General features: G+C 56.5%; 19 protein-coding genes. 18 read left to right on the top strand and 1 reads right to left on the bottom strand.

The genetic code is table 11. From position 1 onward, the window contains the following. Positions 1-89 precede the first annotated feature (89 nt). The 4 genes from CYJ10_RS30700 (at position 90) to CYJ10_RS30685 (ending at position 4,245) form a co-directional block, all read left to right on the top strand. Positions 90-1,469 (top strand): MFS transporter, encoded by a 1,380-nt coding sequence (locus CYJ10_RS30700; RefSeq protein ID WP_101685214.1) that lies wholly within the window; start codon positions 90-92, stop codon positions 1,467-1,469. 39 nt (positions 1,470-1,508) lie between these two features. Then, entirely contained in the window at positions 1,509-2,525 is a 1,017-nt protein-coding gene (locus tag CYJ10_RS30695; RefSeq protein ID WP_101685213.1) for an XdhC family protein, read from the top strand. Between the two features lie 60 nt (positions 2,526-2,585). Next, complete coding sequence (adk, locus tag CYJ10_RS30690) at positions 2,586-3,251, top strand: adenylate kinase (RefSeq protein WP_101685212.1); 666 nt, start codon at positions 2,586-2,588, stop codon at positions 3,249-3,251. A gap of 652 nt (positions 3,252-3,903) precedes the next feature. Continuing rightward, positions 3,904-4,245, top strand: coding sequence for a hypothetical protein (locus tag CYJ10_RS30685; RefSeq protein ID WP_101685211.1), 342 nt, complete (start codon positions 3,904-3,906; stop codon positions 4,243-4,245). 423 nt (positions 4,246-4,668) lie between these two features. Here the strand turns inward: CYJ10_RS30685 and CYJ10_RS30680 are convergent, their stop codons facing one another. Further along, positions 4,669-5,787, bottom strand: coding sequence for an NADH:flavin oxidoreductase (locus CYJ10_RS30680; RefSeq protein WP_101685210.1), 1,119 nt, complete (start codon positions 5,785-5,787; stop codon positions 4,669-4,671). A gap of 108 nt (positions 5,788-5,895) precedes the next feature. On the opposite strand from CYJ10_RS30680, the gene CYJ10_RS30675 reads away from it, so the two are divergent. From CYJ10_RS30675 to CYJ10_RS30610, 14 genes are all read left to right on the top strand, one after another. Beyond that, a complete protein-coding gene (locus tag CYJ10_RS30675; protein ID WP_101685209.1) occupies positions 5,896-6,837 on the top strand; it encodes a LysR family transcriptional regulator in 942 nt (313 codons plus the stop codon). A gap of 280 nt (positions 6,838-7,117) precedes the next feature. After that, positions 7,118-7,699 carry a TetR/AcrR family transcriptional regulator gene (locus CYJ10_RS30670; protein WP_101685208.1) on the top strand — a complete coding sequence of 194 codons (582 nt, stop codon included), beginning with the start codon at positions 7,118-7,120 and terminating at the stop codon, positions 7,697-7,699. A 55-nt stretch (positions 7,700-7,754) separates the two neighbouring features. Further along, on the top strand, positions 7,755-8,858 hold the full coding sequence (locus tag CYJ10_RS30665; RefSeq protein WP_101685259.1) for an alkene reductase: 1,104 nt from the start codon (positions 7,755-7,757) through the stop codon (positions 8,856-8,858). 75 nt (positions 8,859-8,933) lie between these two features. Beyond that, entirely contained in the window at positions 8,934-9,677 is a 744-nt protein-coding gene (locus CYJ10_RS30660; protein ID WP_101685207.1) for an SDR family oxidoreductase, read from the top strand. A gap of 25 nt (positions 9,678-9,702) precedes the next feature. Further along, the gene (locus tag CYJ10_RS30655; protein WP_101685206.1) at positions 9,703-10,089 is read left to right on the top strand and encodes a nuclear transport factor 2 family protein; all 387 of its coding nucleotides are present in this window, start codon (positions 9,703-9,705) and stop codon (positions 10,087-10,089) included. 21 nt (positions 10,090-10,110) lie between these two features. After that, complete coding sequence (locus CYJ10_RS30650; RefSeq protein ID WP_101685205.1) at positions 10,111-10,560, top strand: SRPBCC family protein; 450 nt, start codon at positions 10,111-10,113, stop codon at positions 10,558-10,560. Positions 10,561-10,619: 59 nt separating this feature from the next. After that, positions 10,620-11,198: a flavin reductase family protein gene (locus tag CYJ10_RS30645; RefSeq protein ID WP_101685258.1), complete on the top strand. Its 579-nt coding sequence runs from the start codon at positions 10,620-10,622 to the stop codon at positions 11,196-11,198. Between the two features lie 54 nt (positions 11,199-11,252). Beyond that, positions 11,253-11,834 carry a chorismate--pyruvate lyase family protein gene (locus CYJ10_RS35310; RefSeq protein WP_101685204.1) on the top strand — a complete coding sequence of 194 codons (582 nt, stop codon included), beginning with the start codon at positions 11,253-11,255 and terminating at the stop codon, positions 11,832-11,834. 502 nt (positions 11,835-12,336) lie between these two features. Next, positions 12,337-13,659: an MFS transporter gene (locus CYJ10_RS30635; RefSeq protein WP_101685203.1), complete on the top strand. Its 1,323-nt coding sequence runs from the start codon at positions 12,337-12,339 to the stop codon at positions 13,657-13,659. Positions 13,660-13,789: 130 nt separating this feature from the next. Then, entirely contained in the window at positions 13,790-14,671 is an 882-nt protein-coding gene (locus CYJ10_RS30630; protein WP_101685202.1) for an N-acyl homoserine lactonase family protein, read from the top strand. A gap of 165 nt (positions 14,672-14,836) precedes the next feature. Beyond that, positions 14,837-16,147 (top strand): ABC transporter substrate-binding protein, encoded by a 1,311-nt coding sequence (locus CYJ10_RS30625; protein WP_101685201.1) that lies wholly within the window; start codon positions 14,837-14,839, stop codon positions 16,145-16,147. 86 nt (positions 16,148-16,233) lie between these two features. Continuing rightward, entirely contained in the window at positions 16,234-17,139 is a 906-nt protein-coding gene (locus CYJ10_RS30620) for a branched-chain amino acid ABC transporter permease (protein WP_101685200.1), read from the top strand. 32 nt (positions 17,140-17,171) lie between these two features. Continuing rightward, positions 17,172-18,164 carry a branched-chain amino acid ABC transporter permease gene (locus tag CYJ10_RS30615; RefSeq protein WP_101685257.1) on the top strand — a complete coding sequence of 331 codons (993 nt, stop codon included), beginning with the start codon at positions 17,172-17,174 and terminating at the stop codon, positions 18,162-18,164. Further along, positions 18,164-18,907 (top strand): ABC transporter ATP-binding protein, encoded by a 744-nt coding sequence (locus CYJ10_RS30610; RefSeq protein WP_101685199.1) that lies wholly within the window; start codon positions 18,164-18,166, stop codon positions 18,905-18,907. Before CYJ10_RS30615 ends, CYJ10_RS30610 begins: the two co-directional genes overlap by 1 nt.

The raw sequence follows: 18,907 nt of genomic DNA, 5'->3' as shown, positions 1-18,907 counted from the left end.
GGGCCGATTCTACAAGAGCCTCCCTCGCAGTTCGAATCCAATGAACCCGAAAAACGGGTCGATACATAGCCTGACTTAGGAGACTTGCAATGCGTCACATCGACGTTCACAAACTGGCGGATGATGCCCGCCTCAATAGCTTCCATGCCGTCGTGCTGATCTGGTGTGCGGTGATTATCGTGTTCGACGGCTACGACCTGGCTGTGGCCGGGGCTGCTCTGCCGTCGATCATGACGGAAATGGGAGTCGATGCGACAAGCGCGGGCTTCATGATGAGCTCCGCGCTGTTCGGGATGATGGGGGGAGCGATTTTCCTGGGGACCATTGCAGATCGAATCGGGCGCCGCAAGGCCATTGCGATCTGTATTGGACTGTTCAGTGTCTTCACTGCGGCGGCAGGATTCACGAAGGACCCGGTTGTCTTTAGCGTGATGCGATTCCTGGCTGGCCTAGGAATCGGCGGTGCGATGCCGAACGTGGTAGCCCAAATGACCGAGTTTTCTCCGAAGCGCATCCGTAGCACGATGGTGACGCTGATGTTCAGCGGCTACGCAGTAGGAGGCATGCTGGCGGCTGCCTTAGGCAAGGGCCTGATTGAGTCGTACGGGTGGCAGTCGGTCTTCATTGCAGCCGGCTTGCCGGTGTTCTTGATTCCGATGATTCTGAAGTCCATGCCTGAATCGATGCCGTTTCTCATCAAGGAGGGACGCCGGGATGAGGTGCAGAAGATTGTAGCTCGGCTTGAGCCGGCTTACCGGCCGCAGGCAGACGATAACTTTGCTCTGCCGACAACGGACAAGGCTGACAATGCGCCCATTCGACACCTGTTCCGGGATGGACGGAGTCTCAGTACGGTGATGTTCTGGGTTGCGTTTTTCATGTGTCTGTTCATGATCTACGCCTTGAGTTCCTGGCTGGCCAAGCTGATGGCCAGTGTTGGATACAGCCTCGGCTCCGCACTTACCTTCGTGCTGGTACTGAACTTCGGTGCAGTTATCGGCGCGATCGGTGGTGGCTGGCTTTCGGATCGCTTCCACATCAAGTACGTGTTGATGAGCTTCTTCGTGCTCGCCGCGGTGTCCATCTCCATGCTCGGCCAGCCGGTGTCGACACCGGCGCTTTTCTTCCTGGTGGGTATGGCCGGCGCGACGACCATCGGCACACAGATCCTGCTATACGCGTACGTTGGGCAGTTCTACCCGATGGCCGTACGGTCTACGGGCATTGGTTGGGCGTCTGGCGTGGGTCGGAGTGGTGCCATTCTTGCCCCCATCGTAATCGGCATGCTGGTGAGCATGAAGCTCCCGCTCCAGCAGAATTTTCTGGTGATTGCTGTTCCCGCCCTCATCGCTGTGATCGCGACAGCGTTCGTGAACCACAATCGGTCGGCTTCCGCTTCCGAGCAGCATGCCGGATCGGAACCTCTCCCCGCGTCCGCGGGTGAGTCCCGTTCGACGGCGCTTCAATAAGGGCACGCCGGTTCCCGCGCTGCTACTTTTGGAGCAATGATGGAAAGCATCGACATCGACGTGTTGAGAGCATGTCAGCAATGGGCTGACAGTGGACGCGCGTGCGAACTGGTAACCGTCATCAGGACTTGGGGATCGAGTCCACGTCCTGAGGGAGCAATGCTTGCGATTCGCGATGATGGGCGGGTCGTTGGCTCGGTCTCTGGGGGATGTATCGAGGATGAACTGATTGACCGGGTACGGCGGGAGGGCATTACGCGTACCCGGCCAGAGATCGTGACCTACGGCGTCACGGGTGACGAGGCGCATCGGTTCGGGCTGCCGTGCGGCGGCACGATCCAGTTGGCCGTGGAGCCTCTTGTTGGAGCCTGGTGGATGGGGCCGCTGCTGGCCCGTCTTGCCAACCGCTATCTGGTAGCAAGGCGGGTGAACATCGCGACGGGGGCGGTCTCGCTCGAGCCGGCAACAGCCTCGATGGCATTGACGCTCGCCGGCGACGTGTTGACGACAGTTCACGGCCCACGCTGGAGGCTTCTGATCATCGGTGCAGGGCAGTTGTCGCAGTTTCTCGCGAGAATCGCGGTAGCGATGGACTATGACGTCAGCGTTTGCGATCCACGGGAAGAATACCGGGATGGCTGGCAGGTCGACGCGGTCGAGGTCATCCATGCCATGCCGGACGACTTGGTGATTGATATGGAGCTTGATCATAGGAGCGCGGTTATTGCGCTCACGCACGACCCCAAGTTGGACGATCTCGCGCTGATGGAAGCCCTGAAATCGCCGGCTTTCTATGTCGGCGCTATTGGGTCTCGGCTCAACAGTGCTCGACGACGAGAGCGCCTCAAGGAGTTCGACGTCAGCGATGCGCAGGTAGCGAAGCTCCGCGGTCCGATTGGCCTGTTCATCGGGAGTAAGACGCCCCCTGAAATCGCCATCTCCATTCTGGCCGAGCTTACTGCTGCAAAGAATGGGGTCGCGTTGCCCGATGCGATGCGGACGGCTGGCGGAAAGCAGGTCATCGCAGATGGGATGAGTTGCAGCGTCAGCAGGTAGTTGTGGCGCTCATTGAGCGCTCCATTGGATTTTTGCTTTCCTCAAGTTCAAGGATTTCGAATGCGATTTGTTTTGTTGGGTGCGCCTGGTGCCGGTAAAGGCACGCAAGCCAAGTTCCTTTGCGAGAAGTTCGGCATTCCGCAAATCTCCACCGGCGACATGCTGCGCGCCGCGGTGAAGGCTGGTACGCCGCTGGGCATCGAAGCCAAGAAGGTGATGGACGCGGGAGGACTAGTGTCGGATGACATCATTATCGGCCTGGTGAAAGACCGCCTTAAGCAGGCCGACTGCGAAAATGGCTACTTGTTCGATGGATTCCCGCGCACGATTCCGCAGGCCGAGGCTATGAAGGAAGCCGGCGTAGCCATCGACTACGTGCTAGAAATTGACGTACCGTTCGACACCATCGTCCAGCGCATGAGTGGCCGACGCGTGCATGTGGCATCGGGCCGTACCTACCACATAGCCTACAACCCGCCTAAGGTCGAGAACGTCGATGACGAAACCGGGGACGCACTAATTCAGCGCGAAGACGACAAGGAAGAGATCGTGCGCAAGCGCCTGGACGTCTATTCGCAACAGACGCGACCATTGGTGGATTACTACTTGGCCTGGGGGGCAGAAAGCGACGCACCATCCAATATGGCGCCTCCACTGTTCCGCAGCGTTCAGGGCGTCGGTAGTGTAGGCGAGATCGCGGAAAGACTGGCCAGCGTGCTTGCATAGCCTTCATTCTCGGAAGCGAGGAAACAAATGTGAATGTGGCGCGGGGGAGCGGAAGTGAATCAAACTCGGCGGAATGTCTGCGAGGCGCACGCGCAATTTTCGCTGGCGAGAGTACTTCCTCAACTACGCCGCCTCATTCGGCCCAGCAGGGAGCTATCGCAGAGGGCAGGAAGGTACGTGACTCTGCCGTGCAAACTCGGCCGATTGCGCTGTTTGGTATCTTGGAATGTCACAAGACTGAGCTTGCTTGGGGGCTTTCGCGTCGCCTTGAATCGCCTTCGATTTCCACGAAACCTTGCACATGGCATTCGGAGTTCCGTACCGGATCCTCCTGGGACTCTACACACCTGAGCACTTTGCGGAGCTTGAGCAGGATCGCCGGAAACACCGCCTTGAATGAACAAACGTTCAGGTTCCTTCTGGAACATGCTTTTGTCGTTTGCATAGACGCGGCACACTGCTCTGCTACGTCCTGAATCTTTGGTTTCGGAGAGGGCTGGTCATATCATGAGGGTACGACTTCGCACGGCACATGTGGTCGTCTATGTATCGGGGATTCGGCTTCGCCTTGGAAATACTCGGAAAAAGCGAAGCTGTGTCGAGGACGCGGTGGGCTGTTGAGCGAATTGGCTCCTAGCATGCGGAGGGTAGCATGAAGGTAGTGATTAACGACGACTGCGGGTATCTGTCGTTGTCCTTGGAGGCCTTCGCGAGATACTGCGAACTCAAGACACTGCAATCCATTGGCCTCCCGGTGACTGATGGCTGGGCAGTTGACTTTGAGCATGGCCTGGCAAGACCAGTGAACCTCGAGGCGTTGGATCGATCGGATCCGGCCCTTATTGGCGTCGCAGAGGAACTGGGTCAAAAAGCCGGCGCCCAAGGGACGGAGCTAAGGATCATTGAATTGCCGGAAGATGCCAAATGGCATGTCCGGACAGTGTGCGGCTTCGAGTTCCTGCAGCTTTCTGACGCGCTTATTCCCGCTCGCTAGCCTCTTCGTGATGCAGATCCTTGGAAATGGACCGGAGCGATGAGTTGGCACCACTTATGGCCCCGGATGCCAACTACACGGATACGTATCAGAGGATGTGCCTGATGCCTGCGCCGACGCCGGTCTGATTTACGTCAGCGTAGCCTGCGCCGCCGTTGGCACGCTAAGGGCAGACTCGCCCTTGTTATTGAGGAAGCATTCAAGAAGAGGTCTATTCACTTGGACATGCTATAAGCGGTCGCAGTTGCATAGCTGATGGCGTCATTCGGTGAGTCGCAACGATCGGTGCGTGGCAAATGCCGGCTCGGAGTACATGGTGGGGTGAAGTTGTAGGGCCTGCTCAGCCAATGCAGGTGTAAAAGAAGCGATAACCGACCGTTGCAGTGAGGGGCCCGACTAGGCGGGCCGCCGCAAAACGATGTATTAGTCAGCCAACTCCATGGAAAGCTCACTCCGCTTGATGCTGGCAATCGGACCGAGGATCGAGCTATCGAACGGACGCAGTTCGCGCTGGCTCGCAAACAGCTTCGGCATGTCAGGGTTGGCGAGCGCACTACGTCCTATTGCTACCAGGGTTGCGCCGGAGGCAAGGACCTCTTGCGCACGCTCAAGACTATGAAGGTTGCCATTGGCGATAATGGGGACCCCGGGAGCATATCGGTGAGCTAGCGCTACGAGGCTGGTCTGTCCACCTTCGAACGCTGGCTTCCATGCTTCGAATTCGGTGACGTGGAGGAAGTCGACACCCGCCGCAGCCAATGCGCGAAATATGACCTTAGCATCGGCTTCGCCTCCGGCCCACTTGCTTGGGAAGTCGTTCACTTTGCCTTGCGAGATTCGGATGCCGACTGGGATTCGCCCATTAACTTCGGTTTTCACTGCTTTTATGATTTCTACGAGCAGGGCAACACGACGCTCAACGTCACCACCCCATTTGTCTGAACGCTGATTAGTCGCGAAGCTCAGGAACTGATCCAGCAGGTAGCCGTTGGCACCGTGAATTTCGATGCCGTCAAAACCTGCTTCGACCGCGCGTCGGGCAGTGTCGACGAATCCGCATACGGCTTCTTCGATCTCTGCTGGAGAAATTTCGGACGGCTTTGCGTAGACCCCCTCGCCATAGTAGAAGGCCATCTGCTCACCCTTCGGCTGAACGGCCGATGGGGCGATGGTGTGTGACTTATAGCGGTTCCCTTGGCTCAGGGCTCCAGCGTGCATGATCTGGGCGAACATCTTCGCGCCTTCGTTCTGGATGGCCTTTGTGATATTGGCCCACGCCGCAGCCTGTTCTGAATCGGCGAGCCCAGGCTGAAACAGATAGCCTTGGGAAAATGCCTGGTCGGTATAGAGCCCTTCCGTGATTACCACGCCGAAGCCGCCGCGAGCAAAGCGGAGGTAGTAGTCCTGCATTTCTTGGGTGGGTACGCCTGCTTCCGTAGCCGTCACGCGCGTCATAGGTGCAACGACCAAGCGATTTCGCACGGGGATCCCATTTATATCGAAGGGAGATAGAATGTTGGTGGCCTTTTCGTTCGTCGTCATGTGCTTTGGTTGAGATGATGGGGAGGTTGAAGGCCATAGTAGGTTTCTGATCAGCACAAACCAAGTTGACAAATCGTGAAGGCGTTATAACGATTTTGGATATAAAAAGTGCAGTTATCTGACCTTCGTATATTTACTTCGGTTGTTGCCACGGGGAGCCTTTCGGGGGCAGCAAGACAAATCGGCATTGCGCCGATGCAGGTATCCCGGCGTATCGCGACCCTCGAAGAGGAACTCGGAGTCAGGCTGTTTCACCGTACCACCCGTTCGGTATCGTTGACTGCGGAGGGAGAAGCGTTTTTGCCCTATGCGCAGACAATGACGGAGGCAGAGGAGAGTGCTCGTGCTGAAATTGGCCCTTCGACCTCCATTGTTTCGGGGGTGTTGAGGTTAACTGCGCCAAGCGTCTTCGGTCAGACCATCGTCCTACCCTTGCTTCAACGACTGATGAGTCTGCATCCGGAATTGCGAGTTGACCTGGATCTGTCCGACCGCGTTGTCGATATCGTTGGTCAAGGGCTTGACCTGGCATTACGCGTGGCGCCGCTCGAAGACTCGGAGCTTGTCGCTCGAAAACTGGCACCGAACCCACGGATTATCTGTGCATCGCCTGGTTATCTGAGTACTCATGAGATCCCTCGGATGGTAGCGGATCTCGATAGCCATGAATGCATCCTGCTGCAGGCGGTCCCGCGATGGCCGTTGCGGATCGGAGGGGAACTGGTGCGGAAGCGCGTCATAGGTAGAGTGACGACTAGCAGCGTTGATGCAGTTCGCATTGCAGCGATACAAGGATTGGGGCTCGCAATGCTCGCGTATTGGGATGTTTACCAGCATCTCGCAGACGGAACGCTGGTTGAGGTGCCACTTCAGGACGCCGCCATGGAAGAACTGTCCGTATGGGCCGTCATGCCCACGCGTCGCTTCTTGCCGACCAGAGTAAGACTATTTCTGGACGAACTTGAAGGCGACCTTGTAGCCAAACATCGGGCCGCCAGTGTTCAACATGGATTCGGCGGGCATCTCGATCCTTTGCGCGGCGGTTGGTAGCTCGCTTTCTGGGGTTCTGGCTATCGGTGTCTCTGTCTTTGACTGGAGCAGGCTCCACGGAAGCCGATCGCAAATCCACCTCGTTCTCCAACCCTTGTTTCGCAGGCTTGTGGCCCGAATTGGTTGTGGTGCGGACGCGCCAATAACACGCTCCGCGGCCAGTTGAGTTGAGGAACGTTGCCCCGGAATTTATGGGCACGTCCTCGATCGCAAGTGGCAAATCGCTTCCGAATCAGGGTCACTAGACGACCGGTCGGTTTTTGGGTATGATGGCAACACTATGAAGAAACCGACCCACGACATGCGGCAACACATCTTGGATGTGGCCAAAGCTCTAATGACGACCAAAGGCTACACGGCAGTGGGCCTGGCGGAGGTTGTCGCCGCGGCGGGCGTGCCGAAGGGTTCCTTCTATTACTACTTCAAGTCAAAGGAAGAGTTCGGTCAAGCACTTTTGGATAGTTACTTTTCCGAATATTTGTCGACGGTAGATGAGATGCTGGGCGGTCAAGGCCAAGCATTGGCGCGGCTCCGAGGCTATTTTGCATTCTGGGCGGAGAAGCAATGCACAGGTTTAACCGACGGGAAATGTCTTGTGGTCAAACTGGGCCCAGAGGTATGCGATCTTTCGGAAGATATGCGTCTGGTACTTGAAAGAGGAACGGACGGAGTCATCGCGCGGATCGCGAAGTGCATAGAACAGGGCCAGGCTGACGGGTCCATTACGTCCCGTATGCCTTCCCTTGCCCTGGCGGAAACCCTCTACCAGTTGTGGCTGGGTGCCTCTTTGTTGTCAAAACTCAGCAAGGACGGGGCGCCGTTTGAGACGGCAATGTCCAGCATGGAGCAAATGCTCGTATGAGCATTTTTTTTGATGGTCGAACTAGACGACCGGTCTACTATTTGGATGGATGAACATGACTGACAACGCTAAACGAACAGACCTCTTCTCGCCAGTGGAATTTGGATCGCTGAAATTGGCCAATCGCATTGCGATGGCGCCGGTGACGCGCAGTCGCTACGGCGAAGAGGGAGTGCCTAATGAGCTACACGCAACCTATTACGCACAGCGCGCCGGAGCCGGGCTGATCGTGGCGGAGGCGACCAACATTTCTGCTCAAGGCCGGGGTTATGCGGCGACTCCCGGCATTTGGAACGACGAGCAAGTGGCAGGCTGGAAGAAGGTGACCGACGCGGTGCACGCCGCTGGCGGAAAAATCGTTAGCCAGCTCTGGCACGTTGGGCGTTTCTCCAGCGTCGAACTACAACCCAATGGCGAAGCGCCGGTTGCGCCGTCTGCCGTTAAGGCCGAGGGCAACACGTACACCGTTGACGGCTTCGTACCGGTCTCGATGCCTCGTGCTCTGGAGACCGACGAGATCCCTGGAATCATCGAGCAATACAAGCGCGCAGCTGAGAACGCGAAGCGCGCCGGATTCGATGGCGTCGAAGTGCATTCGGCCAACAGCTATCTGCTGGACCAGTTTCTTCGCGACTCCACAAACCATCGCACTGACCAGTATGGTGGCTCTATTGAAAATCGCACGCGTCTGACGCTCGAAGTTACCGAGGCGGTTGTGAACATCTGGGGTAGCGACCGCGTGGGTATCCGACTGTCGCCCGTGTCTCCTGATGCTGGAAACACGCCGCCCGACAGCAACGTCATGGCGACATACGGTCACCTGATTCAGAAGCTGAACAAATTCAAACTGGCGTACATGCACTTTGTCGAGGGTGCAACGGGCGGCTCGCGTACCGTCCCGGCAGGCGTTGACCTGGATGCACTGCGTGGCCTGTTTGATGGGCCTTATATCGGCAACAACGACTACAACCTCGAGTTGGCAATCGACCGCCGCAGCGCCGGCAAGATCGACGCTGTTGCATTTGGTCGTCTCTTCATTTCCAACCCCGACTTGGTGAATCGACTGCGCTATGGCGCGGACCTGACTATCGCCGCTCGCGAAACGTACTACGGCGGCGGCGCGAAGGGGTACACCGATTGGCCTACCGCGGCAGCTTGATCTCAGTCTCGCGCGCGCTCAACTGACCTGCTGCGCGATAAGGCGCGGCAGGCTCATCTACTAGGAAATGTCACCATGAACTATCTGCAGAACAAAACCGCAATCGTTACCGGTGGGTCGTCGGGTATCGGGGCAGCCACGACACGGGCACTGCTCGCGAATGGGGCGAATGTGTTGGTTGTCTCCAGGGACAAACAGGAGCTCGATTCGTTTGTGGCCGGAGTGCAAGACCTCGGCGGGAAAGCTGCCGGTTTCCAGGCTGACGTGACGAATCTTGAGCAGTTGAAGGCAGCAGCACAGTTCGCGTTCGACACTTTCGACTCCGTTGACATCCTGATCAACAACGCAGGCCTGATGCTTTTCTCGAACTGGACAGACCTTGCAGTCCACGACTGGGAAAACATGGTCAATGTGAACATCAAGGGTTATCTGAACGGCGTAGCGGCTGTATTGCCTTTTATGCTGAAGCAACAAGGTGGCCAAATTCTCAACATGGACTCAGTAGCCGGTCATCAGGTGTCTCCATCTGCTGGCGTCTACTGCGCAACCAAGTTCTTCGTACAGGCTATGACGGAGTCGATGAGGAAGGAGCTTGGTGTCCACCACGGTATTCGTGTCAATACCGTGAGTCCGGGCGTCATCAACACCGGTTGGGCAGACAAGGTAACTGATCCGGATGGTCGTAAGGCCGCCCAGGAGCTGAACAAGATTGCCATCAAACCGGAAGACGTCGCTGGTGCAGTCGTCTTCGCGCTGAACCAGCCGGCAACGGTCACTATCAACGATCTGATCGTCTCGCCGACCAGGCAGGACTGGTAAGTCCCTAATCCCAAGGAGCTATGTCATGAGCAATCCGACTTACGTACAAGAATACAAAGCCATTGTCGAAGTGCTGAACAAGTACAACGAGGGTGGTAAGCAGGCGAAGAGTAGCGTTATGAAGCCTGCGTTCAGTGACAAGGCGACCATCTTCGGTGTGGATGGCGAAGGAAAGCTGACGGGCGGCCCGATTCAAGGCCTGTTCGATACCATTGACAGCGACGTTTTTCGTCCGTCGCCTGAAGCCCAGGGCGTAATCGTGAGTATCGATATCGTCGGTACGGCAGCCAGCGCTCGAATCGACACGAACGACATTTCTGGCTTCTGCTTCACGGACTTCTTCAACCTGCTTAAGGTCGACGGGAAGTGGACTGTGGTCAGCAAGATCTATCACACGCACGTTGCCCCCTAACCCTGATCGGAAGTTGCGCAGATGCCTATCGTTAAATTCAACGCGGTTGTGGACGACGACGCCACGCGAACTTGGGATGTGCTGAAGGCCTTTGGCGAGATCAGCAAATGGCACCCGGCAATCTCGGACAGCCATATTGAGGATGGCAAAGCTGATGGCCTGGTGGGCTGCATTCGGCGTCTTACCCTGGTCGGCGGGGCAGTGTTGCGGGAGCGCCTACTTATGGTCGACGAGCGAGAGATGGCATTCTCCTACTGCTTTGAGGAGGCTCCGCTTCCGCTGGACAACTACGTCGCAAAAGTTGAGATGATTCCAGTCACTGATCAGAAGAAGGCCATCATCAGATGGACCGCAAGCTTCGACGTACGTGATTTGGCCCAACAAGTAGAGCAGGCTGAGGGAGTTCGGAAGCTGGTAGTCGATGGGCACAAGAGCTTGCAGGAATTTCTGAAACTGAACCCGGCGAACTAGGCCGGCATCGCGGTCCACGTATGCACATACGTGGACCGTTGGTTTTTCTGGATCGCCACATGGACAACCACATTGCCGCGGTTCCCCTCGACAAGGCATACCGCTTACTCAACCACGGACCGACGGTCCTTGTTTCGTCTCGCCACGAAGGCGTGGATAACGTCATGGCTGCAGCTTGGGCGTGCGCACTCGACTACGCCCCCCCAAAGCTGACAGTCGTACTCGACAAGATCGCGAAGACTCGTGAACTTGTCGAAGGGAGCGGAGCTTTTGTAATTCAAGTTCCTACGGTGGCCCAACTACAACTCACGTACGAAGTTGGTCACGAAAGCCTGTCGACGCAGCCGGACAAGCTCACGCGTACCGGTGTCGATGTGTTTGGAATCGAAGGCCATAACTTACCTTTCGTTTCTGGCTGTTCGGCATGGCTCGCCTGCCGTCTCATCTCCGAACCCCACAATCAAACTACCTACGACCTCTTTATCGGCGAGATCGTGGGCGCGTGGGCGGATACGCGAGTCTTCCAGAACGGCCACTGGCTGTTTGAAAAGGCCGAGGCTGAGTGGCGTAGCTTGCACTACATCGCGGGAGGGCATTTCTACGCGATTGGTGAGTCGCTTGAAGCCAGACAAAACTGATGGCAACGCGTGATTCCTTTGTTTCGAAAACGGTGCAGGCGTCAATGACAAGCCGTGCCATGGGCCACGATATTCTCAAGGAGCTCAATCGTGTTGGATGTGTGCAAAGAGCGGCCAATTGCCTGGCGGGACGAGCGAGATTGGAGAGGGCAGGAAGACGCCTGGAGTTGGTTAAGCCGGCAGGGCTCGCTAACAGCGCACCTTCGGACCCTCGGTGACGTGGAGGTCGAAGTCCTGTTCGAGCAACTGATTCGTATTGGCCCCCACGCTAGCGTGTTGGGGCGGAATCGGGAGTTGAACGTTTGGGCAAGGGACGTCGTACTACGCGTGGATGGTCGTCCGGCCGTTGTCGCTCGGACCTTGGTGGAGGAGTTCGCCAGCAAGACGAGTTGGCGGGAGGTCAAAGGCTTGCGCCAGACTCCGTTGGCCACAATTCTCTACGCAGACGCCCGAGTCCGACGCTCGGATTTCCAGTATGGATTCCTTGGACGTAGCCATCGTTTGTATCGACTTGCCCGAAGAGTCGATCCTCGCCTCGGTGAGAATCGATTGTGGGCAAGACGTTCTGTTTTTGAACGTAATCGCACAAAACTTGCAGTCGCTGAGTGCTTCATGCCTTGGGTCTATGGGAACTAGCCGCGCGCTTCCGAGGGTTTGATACGACTGCGTTGGAGGTCATCATTGCCGCAACAATGGCATTGCAGGCAGCAATAGTCTCAAGGACACCCCGGACTTCCCCAAACACTTCGTGGCCTCCTACCTAGATTGGTACGCGGCCCGTCGGGCGTCGCTTTACCAGTGGCCCCTTCCGTGCTTCTCAATCGCAAAATGCTAATACATTCACATTGACAGATTGTATTACGGCTCGTAGCATGAGCACAGATCAGACACCGGGGCTATCTTGCCCTGCGGACGACCTAGAGCGTCCACCGCGCCCGGTAGCGCTGCACTGCAGCTGGAGATTTGGATTCACGCGGACTGGATGCCAAGCCTTGTTGACTTGGCCGCTCGGACGGTTCTTAACTCAGCGCGCCACCCTGGCGCGCTGAGCACGTGCCGATGCACAGTAGATTTCTAGAATCCGTTCTCCGTTGCATTGTCGCGTGACGACACAAAAAAATACGTAGACGGAGGAGACATGAATTCTGCCAACCACCTCATGGCATCCACACCTGCCCGAGATGTGCTCCAACAAGGTGCCGAGGAGAATGCGGTATTCCGCAAAGTGACGGCGCGGCTGATGCCGTTTCTCCTAGTGGCATACATCCTGGCCTATCTGGATCGGATCAACGTAGGTTTCGCGAAGCTCTACATGCTGAATGACCTTCAATTCAGCGACGCAATTTACGGGCTTGGGGCGGGCTTGTTCTTTATTGGATACTTCTTCTTCGAGGTACCCAGCAACCTGCTAATGCATCGCATTGGCGCACGGCTAACGATTTCGAGGATAATGATTCTCTGGGGCATCATCTCCGGCGGGATGATGTTCGTTCAGACGCCGATGCAGTTCTACGTGATGCGCTTTCTACTTGGCGTAGCTGAGGCAGGATTCTATCCCGGTATCTTGCTTTACCTCACTTACTGGTATCCGTCGAACCGGCGTGCTAAGGCAGTCGCGCTATTCATGCTTGCTATCCCCTTGTCGGGGGTATTTGGTGGGCCATTGTCTGGTTGGCTGATGGACGGCCTGAATGGATACCACGGATTGAAGGGCTGGCAGTGGATGTTTCTTGTCGAAGCCACTCCATCCGTAATCGTTGGAATCTTGACGCTCTACTATCTCGACGATCGAGTTGCTGGCGCGAAATGGTTGAACGACGATGAGAAGCAGCTTATCGAACGGGTACTGGCAGAAGATAAATCTGCAATCACGGAGCATTCTTCCGTATCAAGTGTCTTCGCGGACCCGCGGGTATTGAAGCTTTCATTGATCTGCTTTTGCATGCTCCTTGGTCAATATGCATTGACCTTTTGGCTGCCTTCGCTAATCAAGCAGTCTGGTGTCAAGACCGCTCTTGACGTTGGTCTTCTGACGGCCATCCCGTTCGGCGTCGCAGCAGTAAGCATGGTGGCCCTAAGTCGTAGCTCTGACAGACGAGGGGAGCGCCGCATTCACCTGGCAGGCGCACTGGCCGTCGGCGCAATTGGACTGTTGTTCAGCGCAATGTTCGAAAGTGAAACCTCAATTGCAATCATCGCGTTGGCGGTTGCGGCGGGCGGCATTCTTGCAGCCGCGCCGATCTTTTGGGCCATTCCATCGGCCATCCTGAAAGGGGCGTCCTCCGCTGCGGGACTTGCCTTCATTTGCTCCATCGGGAACCTTGCCGGCTTCATCAGCCCGTACATGATCGGTTGGGTTAAGGACGCCACGCACAGCACGAGTGCTGCCCTGTACTTGCTCGCTGCGATGCTCCTCGTCGGCGCTGCATCAACGCTAAGAGTGTCGCGTTACAGCGCATAAAGACAATACGCCCCTCACTTTTACGGGCCACCAGGACCTACGCATACCAAGGTTTTGAGACAGACGGCTGCCGATTCTGCAGAAAAGGTGCGTCGTCAAACCTGTGTAAGAAGAACTACGAGGAGACACTATGTCGGAAGGAAAGGTTCGTCTTGGAAAGCTGGTGAATCTGTTGACGGCAGCTGGCGTCGTATGGGGAGGCGCGGCAATTGCTGCCCCAGCGGTGTCACTGCCTTCCTCTCCTGAGGTTATCGCGCCAAGGCTCTATGTCCTCGATTGCGGGACGCTCGTGTACAACAGACCCGAGTTCTACAATCTAACTCGGGACGAGGTCAAAGACACGAACATGCCTGTGACTTGCTACTTGGTTGTGCATCCCAAAGGAACCCTTCTGTATGACACAGGCTTGAGTGACAGCTTGGTGGGACGTCCTCTCTACGAGAACATCCAAGTTGGGTATGCGCAGATCAAGTTCAATACTCTGCGCGGCCAGCTCGCTGAGATCGGCGTAGCGCCGAAGAAGGTTGACTACCTGGTCATTTCCCATTGGCATTTCGACCACACGGGAAATGCCAACGACTACGCTGATGCCAAGTGGCTGGGCTACCAGGCCGAGCGCAACGAGATGTTCGGCCCAGAAGCTCGAAAGTCGCCGACGTTTCAAGACTACGCCGCGCTCGAGCAATCCAAGTTCGTAGCGATCAACGGCGAGTACGACGTTTTCGACGATGGCACGGTAAAGGTTATTCCGACACCAGGACACACTCCAGGTCATTCATCTCTGTTCGTCAAGCTCAAGAACACTGGACCGATTGTGCTTTCGGGTGATTTGTATCACTACGAAGAAGAACGCACACTCAATCGCATGCCGGACAGAGAGAAAACCGCCGGTACTCCTGAATCGCGAGCTGCAGTCGAAGCCCTCCTGAAGAAGACAGGCGCAAACCTATGGGTCGGCCACAGCATGGAGTTCTTCAAGAACGTGCGGAAAGCGCCAAGCTGGTACGACTAAGTCACTCATTCGGCGCCGCGTCCGGTGCGGCGCCATACCTGCAGGCCGTGCAGCTTCTGACTGCTACACCTTCCGGCTTACAGCGTCAATTCACACAATCGATCAATCATATTGTCAGACAAACTGCTATGATTGATTTCAGAACAAACAAACTAGGAGACATTCATGCTGCAATCCAAACTCATGCGGCTGCTGGGCGCCTCCGCGCTCGCGCTGGCGGCTACCACGGCATTCGCACAGACTGCAAAGCCCACTGAGCTGAAGGTCGGAATCTCCACATTCATGACTGGCCCAGCCTCCGTATTCGGGTTGCCAGCGAAGGCGGCCGCGGAGATGCTGATCGAAGATATCAATGCGAAGGGCGGTATCGGTGGGGTGAAGGTTGTGCCGTCGTTCATTGACGAGGGCGTCGGAAGCGATAGATTGCTTTCGGAGTATCGTCGGCTCGTTCAGGAGCAAGGTGTCCGCGTGATGCTGGCGTCGATCTCGAGCGGAAGCTGCAATACGCTTGCTCCGGTGGCCGAAGATCTCAAGGTCGTCAACATCATGTACGACTGCGCCGCACAGAAGATTCTTGAGGACCGTCGCTACAAATATGTGGTTCGCTCTCATGCGAACACTACGGCGGAGCACCTCTCAAGCGTGCTTTATCTGTTGCGCACCAAGCCCAACTTCAAAACTATCGCAGTCGTAAATCAAGACTACGCACACGGTCGCGACTCGTGGGAAATGTTCATCACGGCGCTGAAAACGTTCAAGCCTGATGTGCAGGTCGTCGCGGAGCTGTTCCCGAAGTTTGGGGCAACCGACTTCTCGACGGAAGTGAGCCGACTGCAGGCGCTCAAGCCGGACGTGGTGCTGTCTACTTCCTGGGGCGGCGACCTGGATACCTTTATCCGCCAGGCTTCGCAACGAGGTTTGATGCGCAACTCCACTTTTATGCTGTCTCTCGGCGAAAGCTCCCTTGAGCGTCTTGGCACGACGCTGCCGGAAGGCGTGATTATCGGCGCTCGCGGTGATCACTATTTCCTGCATCCGCAGTTTAAGGACGATCCAAAGTTCCAGGCGTTCGTGAAGCGCTTCAAGGACAAGACGGGCAAGTACCCCATCTACCCGGTCTTCCACATGGCTCAAGCGCTCGCGGCCCTGCAGACCGGCTACGAAATCGCGTTGAAGAAGAATAACGGCGCATGGCCTACCGACGCTCAGCTTGCTGAGGCTCTCCATGGCTCCGAATCGGCAGGTCTGACGAACAAGGTGAAGATTCGCGAAGATGGCCAAGGCATGGAGTGGCAACTGTGGGGGGTCACGAAGAAGTCGCCCAACTACAACTTCATGGTCTTGGACAAGATGGTCATGTACCCGCCTGAGTTGGTTACGGCACCAGTTGGCCAGAATTCGCTGACTTGGGTGAAGACCCTGAAGCCCACCATCGTCAACGATCCGAGCATCGTCTCGTTCCCGGTCACGAAGTAAGCAGCAGAGCAGGGCGACGTCTGTTCGGCGATGTTGCCGATAGGGGTCGCCCTCACTTTCCTGGGCTTTCGCTGGAGTAGTTAGTAATGGATTTCCAAACTGTATTGCTAGCGATCCTCGACGGGTTGTCGTATGGAGCGCTGCTGTTCCTGGTGGCCGTAGGTATCACCATCATCTTCGGCGTGATGAACATCATCAACATGGCACACGGGAGCATGTTCGCCATTGGGGGGTATCTCGCTGCGACAGTAGGCGGATGGATGCTGACGGCGACGATGTCGCCATATTGGTCCATCGTGCTGTTGCCGGTAGTTGCGATTGTGGTTGGCGTTTTGATCGGCGGGCTTCTTGAGTCGCTGCTTATTCGCCGAATCTACGGCAAGAACCCGGTCCTTCAGTTGCTTGTCACCTTCGCAGCATTCATGATTTTTGAGGATCTGCAACGGATGGTTTGGGGCGGGCAGCCGTACTCGTCGAGCGAGCTCGTGACAGCCCTGGGCGTAGTGGACGTCTTCGGCATTAGCTACACGACATATCAATTGCTCGTTGTTCCCGGCACGGCGCTTCTGGTTTTCTTTGCTCTGCGCCTTGCATTGCGCCACACCCTCATCGGCAAGCAAGTGGTGGCTGTGGCTCACAACCGTGAGGTTTCTACTACCCTCGGCATCAACGTCCGACGTGTCTGCTTTCTGACGTTTGTCGTCGGGTCAGCGCTTGGAGCGCTGGGCGGCGCCATGTCCGTGCAAACCACATCATGGGTCTTGGGCATCGGCTCGGAAATGATTGTCCTGTCATTTGCAGTCGCGGCGACCGCCGGCCTTGGCCAAATCGAGGGTGCGCTGGTAGCGGCAGTCATGATTGGCCTGGCTCGCTCATTCTCGGTCTACCTGATGCCAGAGCTGGAAGTTTTGACGCCATACATCATCATGACGTTGGTGCTGCTGTTCCGCCCGCAGGGCTTGTTCTCGGTTACTCAAGCACGGAGGGTGTAATGAGCTCACCAATCATTCAGTCGAGTCCAGCCATGGCACCTGCGAAGAAGGCGTCCAAGCTGTCACTATTTGCGGTTATCGCTATCGCTCTGGCCCTTGTCGGCATCCTGGTGCCGCAGGTTCTGCCCTGGATCAAGACGCCGTTCATTTTCACAACAGCGTTTGGTATTGCCGCGCTTGGCGTTTCTATCCTTGTGCGGGCCGGTCAGGTGTCCTTTGGGCACGCAATGTACATGTGCCTGTCTGGCTATTTCGTCGCCTACATGTCGCGTTGGATCCAAGGTCTGGACACGATTCTCCTTATTCTTGCCGGAACCGCGTTCGCAGCGTTCAGTGGCCTAGTGATCGGCTCGTTTGTGGTGCGCTATCGAACGATCTTCTTCGGGATGCTGAACCTTGCGCTCTCGATGGTTCTCTTTGCCGCTCTCGGTAAGTTCTATGACTACACAGGTGGCACGGACGGCATGCGGGTGACGCGGACTGCGATCTTTGGTGTCGAACTGGAGCGTGACGGTTTCGAGTCGGCGTTGCTGTACCTGTCGATTGCCTTGGCCGTCTTCGTCGGCTATGCGATCTATCGCTACTTCCGGTCGCCCGCAGGCGAGGCCCTGACGGCGGTTAAGACAAACGAGACCCGTTTGGAGTACGTTGGCATCTCAACTTATCGTGTGTTTCTGATGGGTTACGTGCTTTCGGCGACCCTGTGCGGTCTGGCAGGCGCCATCTTCGCGATTAGCCAGGGGCTTGTTACTCCAGAGATGGGGTATTGGGTCCGGTCTGGCGAAATTGTGTTCATCTCGATTCTTGGTGGGGTCCTTCATCCTGTCGGAGCGTTCATCGGTTCCCTGATTTTCGAGTTCGTCAAACTCTATGCGGCTGCCTATATCACGGGTGCATGGCAGATGACGCTGGGCATCGTGCTTCTCATCATGGTGTTCTTTGCACCGGATGGCGTTGCGGGGTTGTTGGCCAAGCGAGTGGCAAGGAAGGCCGCGGTCAATCAGAAGCAGGGAGGACAACGCTAATGGCGCAAACTCTGTTGAGCACCACGGATCTGAATCTCGCCTTCGGAGCGGTAGTGGTGGCAGACCGAATCAACTTTGAGTTGACAGAGGGCGAGCGCCTGGCCGTAATTGGCCAAAATGGCGCTGGTAAGACTACGTTTATCAATATCTGTACGGGCCTTATTCGCCCCAACAGTGGTGAGGTTCGCTTTCGCGGCGAAAAGGTTACGAATCTGCCCCCACGGGTGATCGCCCGCAAGGGGATGGTTCGCAGCTTCCAGCTTCCGCAGTTGTTCTTGGAACACTCACTTCGGGATTGTGTGCGCATTGCAGCTGCGGGCCGCGCTGGCAAGTTGGGAATGTGGCGGTCCTTGGAAGATTCCGTCTCCGCAACGACCATTGAACACGTGCTGGAGCTGGTAGGGCTGCGGGACCGCGCAGACGCGCCGTGCGAATCGTTGCCAGAAGGTCAGCGAAAGTTACTGGATATTGCGATGGCAATGGTGTTGGAGCCAAAGCTGCTCATCCTTGACGAGCCGACAAGCGGTGTATCAACTGATGAAAAACACGCCCTGATGGAGACCATTATGGCGGCGCTGGACGAGCAGAAGATCACCACAATCTTTGTCGAGCACGACGTGGACATCGTGGAACGTTACGCGACGCGGGTCGCTGCCTGGATTTCTGGCCGAGTTGCGGCCGATGGTGCGCCGGCGCAGGTTCTTAATGACCCTGAAATCCGTACCAACGTGTTGGGGGAATGA

Origin of the sequence: Cupriavidus pauculus (assembly GCF_002858765.1) — a bacterium.
Taxonomy (GTDB): domain Bacteria; phylum Pseudomonadota; class Gammaproteobacteria; order Burkholderiales; family Burkholderiaceae; genus Cupriavidus; species Cupriavidus pauculus_B.
This window is presented reverse-complemented; position numbering and strand designations above follow the sequence as displayed.

Bases quoted from the DNA above. Each gene is read 5' to 3' on its own strand.
- CYJ10_RS30700 (WP_101685214.1), top strand. From the start codon at position 90: ATGCGTCACATCGACGTTCACAAACTGGCGGATGATGCCCGCCTCAAT.
- CYJ10_RS30695 (WP_101685213.1), top strand. From the start codon at position 1,509: ATGGAAAGCATCGACATCGACGTGTTGAGAGCATGTCAGCAATGGGCT.
- adk (WP_101685212.1), top strand. From the start codon at position 2,586: ATGCGATTTGTTTTGTTGGGTGCGCCTGGTGCCGGTAAAGGCACGCAA.
- CYJ10_RS30685 (WP_101685211.1), top strand. From the start codon at position 3,904: ATGAAGGTAGTGATTAACGACGACTGCGGGTATCTGTCGTTGTCCTTG.
- CYJ10_RS30680 (WP_101685210.1), bottom strand. From the start codon at position 5,787: ATGACGACGAACGAAAAGGCCACCAACATTCTATCTCCCTTCGATATA.
- CYJ10_RS30670 (WP_101685208.1), top strand. From the start codon at position 7,118: ATGAAGAAACCGACCCACGACATGCGGCAACACATCTTGGATGTGGCC.
- CYJ10_RS30665 (WP_101685259.1), top strand. From the start codon at position 7,755: ATGACTGACAACGCTAAACGAACAGACCTCTTCTCGCCAGTGGAATTT.
- CYJ10_RS30660 (WP_101685207.1), top strand. From the start codon at position 8,934: ATGAACTATCTGCAGAACAAAACCGCAATCGTTACCGGTGGGTCGTCG.
- CYJ10_RS30655 (WP_101685206.1), top strand. From the start codon at position 9,703: ATGAGCAATCCGACTTACGTACAAGAATACAAAGCCATTGTCGAAGTG.
- CYJ10_RS30650 (WP_101685205.1), top strand. From the start codon at position 10,111: ATGCCTATCGTTAAATTCAACGCGGTTGTGGACGACGACGCCACGCGA.
- CYJ10_RS30645 (WP_101685258.1), top strand. From the start codon at position 10,620: ATGGACAACCACATTGCCGCGGTTCCCCTCGACAAGGCATACCGCTTA.
- CYJ10_RS30635 (WP_101685203.1), top strand. From the start codon at position 12,337: ATGAATTCTGCCAACCACCTCATGGCATCCACACCTGCCCGAGATGTG.
- CYJ10_RS30630 (WP_101685202.1), top strand. From the start codon at position 13,790: ATGTCGGAAGGAAAGGTTCGTCTTGGAAAGCTGGTGAATCTGTTGACG.
- CYJ10_RS30625 (WP_101685201.1), top strand. From the start codon at position 14,837: ATGCTGCAATCCAAACTCATGCGGCTGCTGGGCGCCTCCGCGCTCGCG.
- CYJ10_RS30620 (WP_101685200.1), top strand. From the start codon at position 16,234: ATGGATTTCCAAACTGTATTGCTAGCGATCCTCGACGGGTTGTCGTAT.
- CYJ10_RS30615 (WP_101685257.1), top strand. From the start codon at position 17,172: ATGGCACCTGCGAAGAAGGCGTCCAAGCTGTCACTATTTGCGGTTATC.
- CYJ10_RS30610 (WP_101685199.1), top strand. From the start codon at position 18,164: ATGGCGCAAACTCTGTTGAGCACCACGGATCTGAATCTCGCCTTCGGA.